13 protein-coding genes and 1 other annotated feature are annotated in these 14,378 nt (G+C 40.4%); of the genes, 1 reads left to right on the top strand and 12 read right to left on the bottom strand.

What is annotated here, in order from left to right; genetic code table 11:
• Nucleotides 1–50 precede the first annotated feature (50 nt).
• From HB912_RS03520 to HB912_RS03490, 7 genes are all read right to left on the bottom strand, one after another.
• Nucleotides 51–2,696, bottom strand: coding sequence for an FtsX-like permease family protein (locus HB912_RS03520; protein WP_185372226.1), 2,646 nt, complete (start codon nt 2,694–2,696; stop codon nt 51–53).
• A gap of 18 nt (nt 2,697–2,714) precedes the next feature.
• Nucleotides 2,715–3,416 carry an ABC transporter ATP-binding protein gene (locus HB912_RS03515; RefSeq protein WP_036072746.1) on the bottom strand — a complete coding sequence of 234 codons (702 nt, stop codon included), beginning with the start codon at nt 3,414–3,416 and terminating at the stop codon, nt 2,715–2,717.
• Nucleotides 3,417–3,557: 141 nt separating this feature from the next.
• Entirely contained in the window at nt 3,558–5,966 is a 2,409-nt protein-coding gene (gene pheT, locus HB912_RS03510; RefSeq protein WP_185372225.1) for a phenylalanine--tRNA ligase subunit beta, read from the bottom strand.
• The gene (gene pheS, locus HB912_RS03505) at nt 5,967–7,019 is read right to left on the bottom strand and encodes a phenylalanine--tRNA ligase subunit alpha (RefSeq protein WP_185372224.1); all 1,053 of its coding nucleotides are present in this window, start codon (nt 7,017–7,019) and stop codon (nt 5,967–5,969) included. It abuts the gene before it with no gap.
• Nucleotides 7,020–7,064: 45 nt separating this feature from the next.
• Nucleotides 7,065–7,296 (bottom strand) — a binding site (T-box leader).
• A 40-nt stretch (nt 7,297–7,336) separates the two neighbouring features.
• Nucleotides 7,337–7,882, bottom strand: a complete 546-nt coding sequence (locus HB912_RS03500; protein ID WP_185372223.1) for an ECF transporter S component — start codon at nt 7,880–7,882, stop codon at nt 7,337–7,339.
• Nucleotides 7,869–8,258 (bottom strand): DUF4430 domain-containing protein, encoded by a 390-nt coding sequence (locus HB912_RS03495; protein ID WP_185372222.1) that lies wholly within the window; start codon nt 8,256–8,258, stop codon nt 7,869–7,871. The genes HB912_RS03500 and HB912_RS03495 overlap by 14 nt, the downstream gene beginning before the upstream one ends.
• 71 nt (nt 8,259–8,329) lie before the next feature.
• The gene (locus HB912_RS03490) at nt 8,330–8,662 is read right to left on the bottom strand and encodes a winged helix-turn-helix transcriptional regulator (protein WP_036072656.1); all 333 of its coding nucleotides are present in this window, start codon (nt 8,660–8,662) and stop codon (nt 8,330–8,332) included.
• Between the two features lie 146 nt (nt 8,663–8,808).
• Between HB912_RS03490 and HB912_RS03485 the strand changes: the two genes are divergently transcribed.
• Nucleotides 8,809–9,168 (top strand): DUF6054 family protein, encoded by a 360-nt coding sequence (locus HB912_RS03485; protein ID WP_185372221.1) that lies wholly within the window; start codon nt 8,809–8,811, stop codon nt 9,166–9,168.
• Nucleotides 9,169–9,201: 33 nt separating this feature from the next.
• Here HB912_RS03485 and HB912_RS03480 read toward each other — a convergent pair whose 3' ends face one another.
• The 5 genes from HB912_RS03480 to HB912_RS03460 all read right to left on the bottom strand — a co-directional run bounded on the left by HB912_RS03480 (nt 9,202) and on the right by HB912_RS03460 (nt 14,329).
• Nucleotides 9,202–9,957: a TrmH family RNA methyltransferase gene (locus HB912_RS03480; protein WP_185372220.1), complete on the bottom strand. Its 756-nt coding sequence runs from the start codon at nt 9,955–9,957 to the stop codon at nt 9,202–9,204.
• Between the two features lie 206 nt (nt 9,958–10,163).
• Nucleotides 10,164–11,243 carry a M42 family metallopeptidase gene (locus HB912_RS03475; protein WP_036072668.1) on the bottom strand — a complete coding sequence of 360 codons (1,080 nt, stop codon included), beginning with the start codon at nt 11,241–11,243 and terminating at the stop codon, nt 10,164–10,166.
• Nucleotides 11,244–11,366: 123 nt separating this feature from the next.
• A complete protein-coding gene (locus HB912_RS03470; RefSeq protein WP_185372219.1) occupies nt 11,367–12,413 on the bottom strand; it encodes a glucosaminidase domain-containing protein in 1,047 nt (348 codons plus the stop codon).
• A 272-nt stretch (nt 12,414–12,685) separates the two neighbouring features.
• A complete protein-coding gene (locus HB912_RS03465; RefSeq protein ID WP_483403573.1) occupies nt 12,686–13,540 on the bottom strand; it encodes a glucosaminidase domain-containing protein in 855 nt (284 codons plus the stop codon).
• 153 nt (nt 13,541–13,693) lie between these two features.
• Complete coding sequence (locus HB912_RS03460; protein ID WP_185372218.1) at nt 13,694–14,329, bottom strand: NAD(P)-dependent oxidoreductase; 636 nt, start codon at nt 14,327–14,329, stop codon at nt 13,694–13,696.
• Nucleotides 14,330–14,378: the final 49 nt, after the last annotated feature.

Below are 14,378 nucleotides of genomic sequence, written 5' to 3'. Positions count from 1 at the left end.
AAAGTAAACCAAAAAACACCCCTCTTTGGCTAGAAGAGGAGTGCCCCTTGTTACTCAACTGATTTGAGCGCTTCGATCATGTCAATCTTTTTCAATTTATAGTGCATAACAAGCATCACAATCGTTGAAAATAGTAGCGTTAAAATTGCTGAATATACATAACTTGGCCATGTGATCGTTGGACTAAACATCATATTGTCCACCTCAGCCGTTTGAATCACAAAGCGGTGCAAGAAGAATCCAAAGATAAAGCCGACTAAAATTCCAAGTACCGTTAAAATAATATTTTCCCGGTAAACATACATCGTCACTTCTTTCGGATAAAAGCCGAGGACTTTAATTGTCGAAAGTTCTCGAATCCGTTCAGAAACATTGATATTCGTAAGATTATACAACACGATGAAGGCAAGAATCGCCGCTGAAACAATTAAAACAACCATCACAATATTCAAGCTCTTAAGCATATCTGTTAACATATCGCTAATGGTATTTGAGAAGGTGACTCCTAAAACGCCACCTTGATCCATCAACTTTTCAGCAAATTGATTTTCCCATGCCTTCGAAGTGTGTTTCAAATTCAAGAGATCTGTATCATAGCTTGGAGCCTCGTGGAATGCTTTTTCATAGCTATTCTTTGTCAAATAGACATAATGCCCCGCATAATTTTCAGCAATCCCTGTCACCTTAAAGCGATATTCCTTATGACCTGTATCCTTTAAGACAAGCGTACTTTCTTTCTTTAAATCGAGCAATTTAGCCAGTTTTTCCGTCACAACTGCACCACGATTATCCAGTTTTAGGTTTTCCTTCGACTCACGATTTTCTAAATGAATATAGTCATCCAATTTTTCTGTTGTCGCAAACGTCGTGAGTTGAACAGCCTGACTCCCCGTTCCTGCCTTCACTGTATCCATCGTTTTCATGGAAGTTGGCATCCGACCCGTAACAGCGTCATCCGAAAGGAGCTGATTATAAGCCGCCTTCTTCTTTTCCGTTGCTGTTTTATCACGAGTAACAATGGCATCATATTTTAAAACACTTCCATATTGCAAGGTGGCAATATCACTGATAGAATCGCGCAAGCCAAAGCCAGTCAAAATAAGAGCCGTACAACCTGCTACTCCAACAATAGTCATCAACATCCGCTGTTTATAACGAAAAATATTTCGCGCTGTCACTTTACTTGAAAAATTCATGTGCTTCCAAATAAAGCCTACACGTTCCAGTAAAATGCGCTTCCCTTGTTTCGGAGCTTTTGGGCGCATTAACGTAGCTGCATTCGAGCGCAGTTCTGCTAAACAAGCCGCAAAAGCCGTCACCGTTGTACAAAGTAAGGCTACTAAAAGCGCCATGACGGAATAGCTCGGATAAAAAATAAGTGCCACCGCCGGCATATCGTACATCATGCCATATGCATTGAAAATGATTGCCGGGAAGAATAAAAAGCCAACTACAAGCCCGATACCAGTTCCGATCAAACTTGCAAGCGATCCATATACAAGAAATTTCTTCATGATATCGCTACTAGAATAACCCAGTGCTTTAAATGTCCCAATTTGAGTTCGCTGTTCTTCCACCATTCTTGTCATCGTGGTTAAACAAACGAGTGCCGCAATTAAAAAGAAAAATACTGGAAAAATGGTGGATAATGAAGTTAAACGATCTGCATTTTCCTTATATTCAGCATATCCCGGGTTATTGGAACGATCTAGCACAAAATACTCAGGTTTTTCAAGCGCCTCTATTTTTGCTCGTTCTTGTTGCAACTTTTGTTGCTTGATTTCTAGTTTTGCCTTTGCCTCCGTGAGCTCTGGACTTTTTGCCACTCCTGCTTGCGCTGCTGCACTTTCGCTCATCGCCAGTTTTGCTTCTTGTGCTTCTAGTTTCTTTTCTGCTTGATCAAGCTTGGCATAACCATCTTGTTGCATTTTTCTAAGCCGCTTATCCGCTTGTTTGTTGAGACGCTTCTCAAGCTTTGCTTTGTTGCTTTCCTCCGCGTCTTTATATCCATTTGAAAATGCTTTTTTATCCGCCATGTCACGAAACTGCAAATTAGCTACCGTATAGACATTGCTATCAAAGTCTTGCTGTGAAATCACCGCAAAAGCATCTGTTGAACCATTCCCAACTGAGCTCGTCCCTCGGCTATCCTTTTCGATAAACATTGGACTTCTTACAAAACCAACCACTTTAAATTTATCTTTTTTTAGCGTGCCTTTGAGCTTACTACCGTCACCTGAAACAAAAGTAACGATGTCCCCAATTTGATATTTTTTATTCATTTTCTTAGTTGCATCGAGTGCAATTTCACCCGATTTATTAGGCACTCTACCTGAAAGTGCTTCATATTGATTTAAGCTTTTTTTACTATCGTAAGAATAAATACGCATAGCAAGCCGATCTTGATTCAGTAATAAATCAGCACTGTAACCCATATCGACTTGTTTTACGCCACTTGTTTTTTCAAGTAATGCTTTATCTGATTCATCTAAACCATATGTAGACTGAATCGAAAAATCGGCTAATTTATTCTCTTTATAATAACGATCTGCTGTTTCAATCATATCCGGTCCAGTCGCTTTAATGCCTACAAAAAAAGCAACGCCAAGCATAATTAAAGCGAGAATCGAAAGGAAACGACTTTTCGAATGCCAAATTTCTCGCCAAATGTCTTTCCAAAGCGCTCGTTTTTTCAAAATTCTTCTGCCTCCTTTCTACCACTCGATACTGTCAATCGAGACAGGTTGCGAATTTTGACGAATTTCTCGAACTTTAGCATCATTAATTTCAATAATCCGATCAGCAATGGGGGTAATCGCCGTATTGTGGGTAATGACAATCACAGTCGTTCCTGTTTTTTCACACGTTTCTTGAAGTAATTTCAAAACGGATTTCCCAGTCTCATAATCAAGTGCGCCTGTTGGCTCATCACAAAGAAGCAATTTAGGCGCCTTAGCAAGAGCTCGAGCTATCGCAACCCGTTGTTGCTCTCCACCTGAAAGTTGGGATGGAAAATTATCTAGTCGATGCGATAACCCCACCCTTTCAAGCACTTCTTTTGCATCTAACGCTTCTGGCACAATTTGAGCTGCGAGCTCTACATTTTCTTTCGCTGTTAAGTTTGGAACGAGATTATAAAACTGAAACACAAAGCCGACATCAGTCCTTCTATAGCTTGTCAGTTGTTTGGCATTCATCTGTGCAATGTCTACTCCATCAACAAGCACTTGCCCTTCATCGCACGTATCCATTCCACCCAAAATATTCAAAACAGTTGATTTACCGGCGCCAGAAGGACCGACAATAACCACAAATTCACCTTGCTTAATTTCAAAATCAATGCCATCGTTTGCTGTCACAATACTTTCGCCCATCTGATAGCGTTTATACACATCTTTCAACTCTACATATGCCAATTTTTCAAGCCCCATTTTCATAAAATTTATTTCTTCTATTATATCGAACCCCGCTTCATCTGTGAAGAAAAGAACAAAAAAAGACTAAAAAGAAATTGAGCTGTCATTTTTTCAAAACAACTCAATTTCCCTCTAGGTCTTTTAACGAATAATAGCACCGAGTTTTGCTTCAAGTGCCTTTGTTACCTTTTCAGTCGCAGACGTCACTTCTTCTTCGACGAGCGTCCGTTCTGGATCTAAGAAAGTAAGCGTGTAAGCGACAGATTTTTTATCTTCGCCAATACTTTCTCCTTCAAAAATATCAAACAATTTCACATCTGAGAGTAGTGTTCCTCCATTTTCATGAATCACTCTTTCAATGACTCCATTTTCCACCGAGCGGTCAACAAGCAAAGCAAGATCACGTGTCATTTCCGGGAAGCGTGCAATCGGAGCATATTCGACTTGTTTCTTCGGAGCTTTAAGAAGCGCTTCAAAATTTAATTCAGCAACATAAGTCGCTGCTAAATCAAATTCTTTTTCTAAACGTGGATGAAGCTCAGCAAGATAACCCACTTCTTCCTCTCCAAGAAGAATCGCTGCTGACCGGCCCGGATGACGTTCTTTTAGCACACGTTTTTCAAATTGGAAAGAGGAAACAAGTCCAAGCTGCTCAGCCAAGCCCTCTAAAATTCCTTTTAGCAAGAAGAAATCGACCGATTGAGCTTCGCCTTTCCAACTAGGCGCTACATAATTTCCAGTCATTAAAATGGCTAAATGCTCTTCTTCTACAGGGAGTGCATCTCCGTCTGTTCCATAATAAACATTGCCAAGTTCAAAGAAAAAGACATCTGTATTTTTTCGTGCAACATTATAACTTGCCGCTTGAATCAAACTCGGAACGAGACTCGTGCGAAGCGTGCTATGCTCTTCACTCATCGGCATCTTGAGCCGTACTGTCTTTTCCTCAGTAAGCGCCAATCGTCCTGCTTCTTTTTCGGAAACAAGTGAATACGTAAGCGCTTGGTTTAAACCAGTTGCTTCAAGGTAATTCCGTGTTTCTTTGCGAAGTAATTGTTCTGTTGTAAACCCGCCAGCCGTTTCCGCTTTTGGAAGCGTTGCAGGAATTCGGTCATAGCCGTAAATCCGCGCCACTTCTTCTAAAATATCAGCCTCAATGGAAATATCCCAGCGTCTTGAAGGAACCTCAACCCGAATCTCATCGCCGTTAAAGTGTACTTCGAATTGAAGACGGTCAAACACATCAGCCATTTCTTCACTAGAAATCTTTGTTCCAAGTAAACGATTCACCCTCGAGAAACTCGTTACAATTTCATTTTGATACGCGTCACGGTTATCCACTTCAGAAACACCTGATAACATACGTCCGCCACCAAGTTCAGCAATAAGTGCCGCACCATGTGCTAGAGCTTGCTCTACTTTAAAAGCATCGCTCCCTTTGTCATAGCGAATGCTCGCTTCCGTACGAATCCCAAGTTCTCTTGACGCTTCTCCGATATACTTACTATCAAAAATAGCCCCTTCAAGCAAAACTTGTGTCGTATCCGCCGAAACTTCTGAGTTTGCCCCGCCCATAATCCCAGCAATCGCAATCAGATCTTTTCCATTCGTCACGACGATATGGTTCTCTGAAAGGTTTCGCTCTTTACCGTCAAGCGTCTCAATTTGCTCGCCTGCGTGTGCTAGACGAACCTCAATTTCTTTACTTCCCACCTTCTCGTAATCAAAAGAATGTAGCGGTTGGGCATAAAGTAAATTGATATAGTTTGTTACATCAACGATATTACTGTGTGGTCTAATTCCCGCTTTCATTAGCGTCGTTTGCAACCAAAGCGGCGATTCTGCTACTTTCACATCTTCAACTAAGCGAACCGCATAATAAGGAGTCGTTTCTTTATCTTTAATCGCAACTTGCACTTTTCCTTCAATGGATCCAGCTTCCGAAACATCTGGCTGTTCAGGTAAAAGTGGTTTTTCGTGAACGATCGCCCCCACTTCATGCGCAACACCTGTCATACCAAGTGCATCTGCTCGGTTAGGTGTAATCGCCATATCGAGTATGGAATCATCTAAGCCAAAAAGTGTGATTGCACTTGCACCGACTGTCACATCATCCGGTAGAACATAAATTCCTTCTTGATAGGCTTTTGGAACCACGCTGCTATCAAAGCCAAGCTCTTGAAGCGAACAAATCATCCCTTCAGAAACTTCCCCGCGAAGTTTTGCTCGTTTGATTTTCACTCCGCCTGGAAGGCGAGCCCCCACACGAGCGACGATCACTTTTTGACCTTGATCTACATTTGGTGCACCACAGATGATTTGTACAACTTCATCTTCATCTACACGAACCGTCGTTTTTTTCAATTTATCTGCACTTGGATGGGGTTCGCAAGTTAACACTTCCCCGACAACTAAATTTTTTAATTCTTGATCTAAATGCTCCACGCCTTCAATTTCAATCCCCGTACGCGTAATTGCTTCGGCAAGCTCATCTGCATCCAGTTTAAGATCCGGGAAGAATTTTTTGACCCAATTATAAGAAACTAACATTTATCTCTCCCCCATTTCTTTTGCTATAAATTGTTTCGAAAAGCGCAAATCATTCGTATAAAGATGGCGAATATCATCCACGCCATACTTCAACATGGCAACGCGTTCTGGGCCAAGTCCAAAAGCAAAACCGCTATACTTACTTGAATCAATACCAGACATCTCTAGCACGCGAGGGTGCACAAGTCCTGATCCAAGAATCTCGATCCATCCCGTTCCTTTACAAGTTCGGCAGCCTTCACCACCACAAGCAAAACAAGAAATATCCATTTCAACAGATGGCTCAGTGAAGGGGAAGAAACTTGGACGAAGTCGAATTTCTCGATTTTCACCAAACATGCGCTTCGCTAAAACAGTAAGCGTTCCTTTCAAATCAGCAAATGTGATATTCTCTCCAACAACTAGCCCCTCAATTTGCGTGAACTGGTGGGAGTGCGTCGCATCATCGTTATCGCGTCGGTATACCTTACCTGGGCAAATAATCTTGATTGGGCCATTTTTAAAATCGTGATTTTCCATTGTCCGCGCTTGAACCGGTGAAGTTTGCGTACGCAACAAGGTGTTCTCTGTAATGTAGAAACTATCTTGCATATCGCGTGCTGGATGACCTTTTGGTAAATTTAATGCTTCGAAGTTATAATAATCCAGTTCAACTTCTGGGCCTTCTGCAATTCGGTAGCCCATTCCAACAAACATATCAGTAAGCTCATCAATGACTTGTGTAAGCAAGTGAGTCGTTCCAGTGGGTATTTTTGTTCCAGGAAGTGTCACATCAATTGATTCACTTTCAAGCTGTTTCATTAGCGCAGCCTCTTCCAGACCTTCTTGCTTATGTTTGATTTTTGTACTGATTTCCGTTCGAACTTCGTTAGCTTTAGCTCCAACAAGTGGTTTTTCTTCATTCGAAAGTTTGCCCATCTGCTTCATGATTTCTGTCATCGGGCCTTTTTTCCCGAGATATTTCACACGTAAATCATTCAGCACTTTTAAGCTTTCCGCCTGTTCAATTTCCTGAATTGCTTCTTTTTCTAGCGTTTCCAGTTGCTTTAACAAAAGAACCACACTCCTTTTTTAGACAAAATAAAAAACCTCCATCCACAAAGGGACGAGGTTAGCTCGCGGTACCACCCTAATAAAAACAGAAAAACTGCTTTCACTTCATTCCGGTAACGGCTTTTCACCGATCTGCCTTTCCCCATAAGTTAGTTCCCGGCAGCGACTGTTAGAGCTGAAATTTTCACAAAGCTTCCAGTAAAGCGGCTTCCAGTCTATAGACCGCTTCTCCCTAAACAAGAATTTCTTTGTTACTTGTCTCCGTCATCGTCTTTTGCATCATTTAATTACTTCTCATTATAACAGTTTCACTTAAATTAGCAAGTATATTTCTGCAAAAGCCTCGTTAACAGAGGTAAAAAAATCGGCGCCAAAACGAAGTAAAAGACTATATTCCCGGTAGCATGAAGCGTATCAAAGGATAACCCTGCTAGGTAATACACCCAAAAATAAGCAAACCCATAAATTGGAGCAATCAAAAGCGCTTGAATAAGCCCATAAACAAAACCCATCAGTCCGCAAAAAAGTGCCATCATCCAAAGCGGTATTTTTTGTCTGTAAGGTCGAAGGAACAAGCCCGTTAAAAGCGCAATAAATGCGTATCCTAAAACTTGTCCAAAAGTCCAAATCCCTAACCCCAACACAAAATTTGAAACAACCATCGTAAGTGTCGCGAATAAAACGCCAAAACGAACGCCGCACAGTAGCGTCAGCATAACAACAAGGGCTGTGACCGGTTGAATATTGGGTAGCGGAGCAAATAAAATTCTTCCCGCTGCCGCAAGCGCTGAAAGTACAGCCAAAAGCGCTAATATTTTAGTATTTTTCAGTGAAAATCGCATCATTTCATTAGTTGGCTTCATGAAGATCAAAACTCACTTTATCCCCATTTTTAGGCTTCGTTTCTTTAGCGCCTTTTGTTGCAAATTTACCATTTATTTCAATAAACCAGTAACGACCAGCTTTTTCATCTTGAGAAACGCCATTAATGGATGTAATCATCCCTTTATCATCAGCAATTTTAAAATTGTCTTGAAGCATTTGATAAAGCGTCGTTCCTTTTTTCGCTTGGACTTTTTTTGTTTCCAGTTTTTCTTTTCCTTCATTTTGTGTAACTTGAATCGTAACCGCAATACTCGGCGTTTTCTTGGTGGACTCTTTTTTTGTAGTCGCAAAAGAACACGCTGAAAGTATTAAAACGATCATGACGAGCGCCGTAAAAAGCCCCTTCTTTTTCATGTTCATTCCCCTTTTTAGCCAAAATAAAAAACACAGCAATATTCATAATTGCCATGTTTCTTATTATCTCATCACTCTGCAGTCTGTTCAAGTGGAATCCACCTATCAGCCCAACACTGGACCTGCTCCATGACTTTTTTCAAATCTTTGCCTTTTTCCGTTAATGTATATTCAATGCGAACAGGCGTCTCTGGATAGACTTGCCTTACAACAATTTCCATTTCTTCCAGTTCTTTTAAACGTTCAGCTAATACGCGATCACTCATTTGCGGAATTTCTCCTGCCACTTGTTTAAAACGTTTTGGCCCTGTGAGAAGAACATTAATAATCAAACCCGTCCAACGTTTTCCAAGAAGCTGAAATGCGGATTCAAACTTCGGACAAACTTTATGTGCTTCCGTCATAATTCTCACCTCTTTTTGTATTATAGCACAAAACCAAACAGAAAGTAACTAATTAAATTCATGTTGCTTATTTTTTAAAAGTGGGATTGCGAAATTAAATAGACGGGCTTACAATAGAAGAAAGAAAACGAAGAGGAGTGAGACAAATGACGAGTCGTCGCTATATCGTTAAAAGTTCCGTTGAAGAAACGATGGATATGATTAAGCTTTCGCAAGCGACCAGCACACCAGTATTTGAAGAAATACGTGACTTTGGCGAAGGAAAGAAACTCGCAACACTCGCTTACGAAAAATATTACTTCCGCGCTTCCAATCGAGCTGCTCTTTTCATTACTATCAATAACTTCCACGGAGAATCAGAAGTTACAGCCATCTCAACAGGAAGCTCCGATAATTTAATTTTCAATATTGATTGGGGTGCCGCAAATAGCTATATCCGTTCCGTTCAAAAAGTGCTTCATCCTGTTTTAATCCATGAAATCAAATTAAAAAACACCAAGGAATAGGCCTTGAAGGAGACAAACCTCCTTCAAGGTTTTTTATTTTCGCAAAGCATACATCAAAATTCCCGCAGCGACTGAAACATTTAGGGATTCACTTTCACCATAAATAGGGATATAGACTTTATGCCTGATTTTTTCTTCAATTGTTTTCGAAATACCATTTCCTTCATTCCCCACAACGAGCCCAAACGATTCCTTTTTAGAAACCTGATCATAAGGCATTGCCGTTTCATCCAAGAAAGCGCCATAGACTGGAACTTCTTCATCTGCAAGCCTAAAAAGCCAGTCTAAAAGATTCCCACTAATTACAGGAATATGAAAGTGACTTCCCTGCGCACTGCGTATCACCTTAGGATTATATAAATCCGCAGACCCAGCACCGAGAATGACCGCATCAAATCCAGCCGCGTCTGCCGTTCGAATTAGCGTTCCCATATTCCCAGGATCCTGCACCGCATCAAGAAGTAAAAACTTCTTATCAACAAGAAACAAGAGCTCTGGCTCCGTTATTTTGATGACTGCAAAAACCCCTTGCTCGCTTTTAGTTTCACTTAAATAGTGGCTCACCTCATGACTCACCAAGTGTTTTCGAATCTCACTAGGTCGCTCTAAGTCAAATGACAAACCCTCTTCAACGATCAGCTCTTCAACAAGTCCATCTTGCTTTAGCGCCTCTTCCACTAAATGAAAGCCTTCAACAAGGTATGTTCCTTGTTCAGCTCGCCCTTTTTTCATCATCAATTTTTTCCATTTTTTGACACGTTCATTTTTGGTGGACTGAATTAGTTCCATCCAACCCCTCCTTTGTAACAATTCTGTAATCTAAAACGAAATTCCACCTTTATAAAACAGCTTTACTTCTTTATGTAAATAGGTATAAAGACCTAATTATATTTTCATAGTAGCTTTATCCGGCAATCTATTTCTATTGTAGAGAGGAATCTATAAAAAAGCAATCTAAAAAGGCGCCCGATAAGTGGGCACCTTTTCTCTAAGCCTCAGCCAAATGTAATTTTCTTGACTGTTTCAGCATCCAAACGTTTGATGACTTCCGTAAGAAGTTTTACCGTTGCTTCAAAATCATCACGATGGATGATTGATGCATTGGAATGGATATAACGTGCTGCAATCGTAACTGGCAGTGACGGAACCCCGTCTCCTGTTAAGTGAATCGACCCAGCATCTGTACCACCACCAGGAATCGCATCAAACTGATAAGGGATCCCGAGTTCATCCGCTACATCTGTAACAAAGTTACGCAAGCCAGGATGACTGACGAGTGAAGCATCGTATAAAATAATTTGCGGGCCTTTACCCATTTTACTTTGCGCTTCCTCTGGTTTAATTCCCGGCGTATCACCAGCAATGCCGACATCGACTGCAAAACCAATATCCGGTTGAATAAAATGCGTCGCCGTTTTCGATCCACGTAGTCCCACTTCTTCTTGGACAGCACCAACGCCGTAAACATTGTTAGGATGTTTTTCATTTTGTAAATTTTTAAGAACTTGAATAGCAACAGCCAAACCGATTCGATTATCCCAAGCTTTCGCAAGTAAGAACTTCTCGTTTTTCATTGTTGTAAATTCAAAAGCAGGGACAATCATGTCTCCTGGACGAATACCAAAACTTTCGGTTTCTTCTCGGTCATTCGAACCCACATCAATGAACATCGATTTAATGTCAAAAGATTTTTGCCTCTCAGCAGCCGTCATTAGATGAGGAGGTTTAGATCCAATCAAGCCAGGAATTTCTTCCCCTTCACGAGTAATAACAGTAACTTTTTGTGACAACATAACATGAGGCACCCAGCCACCGACCGTTTGGAATTTAATAAAACCGCCTGCGTCAATTTGTGTAACCATAAAACCGACTTCATCCAAGTGTCCTGCGATCATCACTTTAGGTCCATCCGCCTGCCCTTTTTTAAGTGCAATACTACTCCCAAGTCCATCATGGTGAAGCTCATCGGCAGCGTCTTTTATGTAAGATTCAAAAACTTGTCTTGGTTCACGTTCATTTCCAGCAATCCCTTTTGCATCCGTCAACGCTTTTAACATTTCTAATTCCTGATCCATTTCAGCACATCCTTTCCTTCATGTTTCTTATTATAGCAGAAAAAAAACAGGAAACTTGGTCAGACGCATTAAAACCGAAAATTCAAGCTTAAATAAGCGCTAGAATTTTCGGTTTATTATCAATTACATACTCAAATGTAATTTTGTATTAGTCATTAAAGTGACCGCACTAACTACAGAAAACTTCTTAAAAAAAGGAAGTTCGTCACTTGATTCATCACTATTTAAGGCAACTTGGTTAAAGCCATTTTGACCCGTTAACCGCTTATGCCAAGTACTTCCGGCACCTGCAAGTCCAACGCTTTGATTTTTAAATGGCGTTTTTCCTGATGTCGTATAAATTAACTCAACCACATCACTATTTACCCAACCCACTTGAGAGCCAAGTTCAATTTGGTACCAAATTTTATTACTATCCATTTTGGCTTCGCGTAAAATTTCAATTTTTGGATCGAAATCATTCGAGAAGCTAGCGAGGAGTTTTGCTTCACGTGTATTTGGCGAACTCCAAATATTTAATACACGGTGTTCTTTCATTTGACCGACTGCATAAGTCTGAGTAACCGAAGACATTTGATCGAGAGCCAGTTCTGAACGGTCATAAGTTGCTAAACCAAACTTTTCAATAACTTCAATCAACTTGGCTGCGTATGTTGGGTCCGATGAATAACCCGTTTCAGCCAAAGCTTGCGCTGCTAAACGGAAATTTGTTTCCCCAAGCAAACGCGCATATAATTTTTTATTCCAGCTTGGGCCCTCAGCAAATAAAAGTGCATGATCATTCAGTGAATCGTACCAAGACGGATACGATTTAAAAGCAGCTTTTGTTCCAACATAGACCACACCATTATGCTCTTTAGTTGGCAAATAAATGGATCTCCCGCGGAAGGTTCCTTTAATGCCAAATAGGTTTTTTCCTTTTTGGGCAAGCTGACTTTTCCCCCAATTCGATTCTAAAATCGCTTGAGAAATTGTAATGCTGGCTAAAATTCCATGTTCTTTTTGAACTCTTTTTGCATGTGGCGCAATTTCATTAATGAAAGCTTGTTGCGCGGAAGTTATCCGAGCAGATGAGTCATCCGCCTTTGCTTGCATAGGAAGAGCGATCATCGAAAACGATAGGCTGACGAGCCCTATTCTAAGCAAGTGCTTCTTAGCAATTGAAAACATAATGAGTTTGCACATCCTTTTTTGAATAAATTTTTATACCTCAAAGATATAAAAACATGTGTTCTTTCTTAGCAACCATTTCATTCTAACAAAACTTTTATGTAATATATATTTCTTTTAGGTTACAAAAATGACAAAACAATAAAAACCATTCACTTGCTTAGGTTGCGCAAAACGAAAAAAAACAAAAAAAAGGATTGAAACGCACTTTGTTAGGTCTAATGAACTACCAATAAGACAACTAAAAAGTGTTAATTTCAATCCATTTTCGGTTATTTTCGTTGAATTAAATCCGCATTAACCCAACCTGCTGTCTTCCCATCAACAGCAAATTGAACCCATTTTCCGTTAGTTGTTTCCGCAACACGGAGAACATTCAAAGTATCCCTCGCGTAAAAAGTTAAGTTTTCATTTTTGGTTGCCCCAGGGAGTCCATAAGGCATACCATAAACCGTTCCTTCTGCGTCTTTTTTAACCTTTGCTTTGTACCCTGCAAGCTGATTTCGAATGACTTTCGCCCCTACTTCATCGTAGCTCGTTAAGTCATAATCCTCAATCAGCGTTGTAAGTTTCGAAGCATAAGTTGGATCAGTTGCATATCCCGCATCCATGATTGCTTTTGCAGCCGTTTTATAATCTCTGGCATCAATTACAGCCCGGTATTTATCTTTCGCCCAAGAAGTCCCATTTAAAAAGAGATTCGCATGATCATCAAGTGATTCATCAAAACTTGTATATTTTCGAAAATTAGCTTTGATCTCGATCCATTTTCCATCTTGAAATTCCTTTGTAGTCATATTAATTAACGGAGCACCTGCTGACCCTTTCACTCCAAATAAATTATTCGCTTTAATCGCCAGCTCGCTTTTTCCCCAATTTGACTCAAGAATCGCCTGAGCAAGCGTAACGCTCGTCAAAATATTATGTTCCTTTTGAATTTGCTGTGCGCGTGGGACGAGTTTGCTGATGAAATGCTGTTTTTCGTTGTCGTAAGCAGGAGATGGTGCCGTAAATTCTAAATACGCATTCCGGAGCATCCCAGCCAAAACAAACAGAAGAACAACCGATGCAAAAATGCCCGTTAAAAAGTAAATTCGCCGCTTCTTCTTTTTCGTCCACTTTCTCAAAAAAGCATCTCCTCCTGTTTCTTTTAGCTAAACAATACGCGAAAAAAGGGGAGAAATCAAGCCATCTTAAGACTGATTTTAAGATTCTTTTAGAAAACTTAAGACTTTCTTTCCCGCAAAAAAACTCCTCGCAAATGCAAGGAGTTTTTTCCACTATTTCGAAGCAAGCGTAATACGTTCACGCTGATGTTCGCCCTTTTCGATTTCATCAACAAAGCCACGTGCATAATCTAGAAAACTGATTTCACTTTCTCCGCTAGCATTTGTAAGCAAGTTGTCAGCGCCCATCTGATAGCTTCCCGTTGCTGCTCCATCAGGGTTAAAGAAAGCAGAAGGACTAACATACGTCCAGTTCAAATTCGTTGTCGCCTTCAGTTCATCAAAAGCTTTCCCCATATTAGAAGCCGTTGGAAGAAATGCTTCTGGAAAGTCTTTTGTGTCCATGAGACGAGTTGTCTTCTCAGGATCGACATATAAACTACCTGCCCCACCAACAACCATTAATCGAATCTCTTCATGTCCTTTTAAAAGCTCAATCAAATGCGCAAGCGAACTTTGATGCAGCTCTTCTTTTCCAAGTGGCGCATTAAACGCATCGACAACTACATCTTGCCCCTCTAAGTCTGCAAACGTTAAATCAAATAAGTCCTTTTCTAGCACCTCTACATTTGGATTCGTAATTTTTTCTTTATGACGAACAATCGCCGTCACATCCATTCCCCGTTTAACAGCCTCCTCTAAAATCAAATGACCAGCTTTTCCTGCTGCTGCAATAATGGCTACTTTCATGATTCTTCCTCCTTATATGTAACTAAAACAGTTACAATCAAATGTTTTT

The sequence above is a fragment of the Listeria aquatica genome (assembly GCF_014223975.1).
Lineage (GTDB): Bacteria > Bacillota > Bacilli > Lactobacillales > Listeriaceae > Listeria > Listeria aquatica.
The sequence above is the reverse complement of the archived record's forward strand: the minus strand, read 5'-3'. Positions and strand labels throughout refer to the sequence as shown.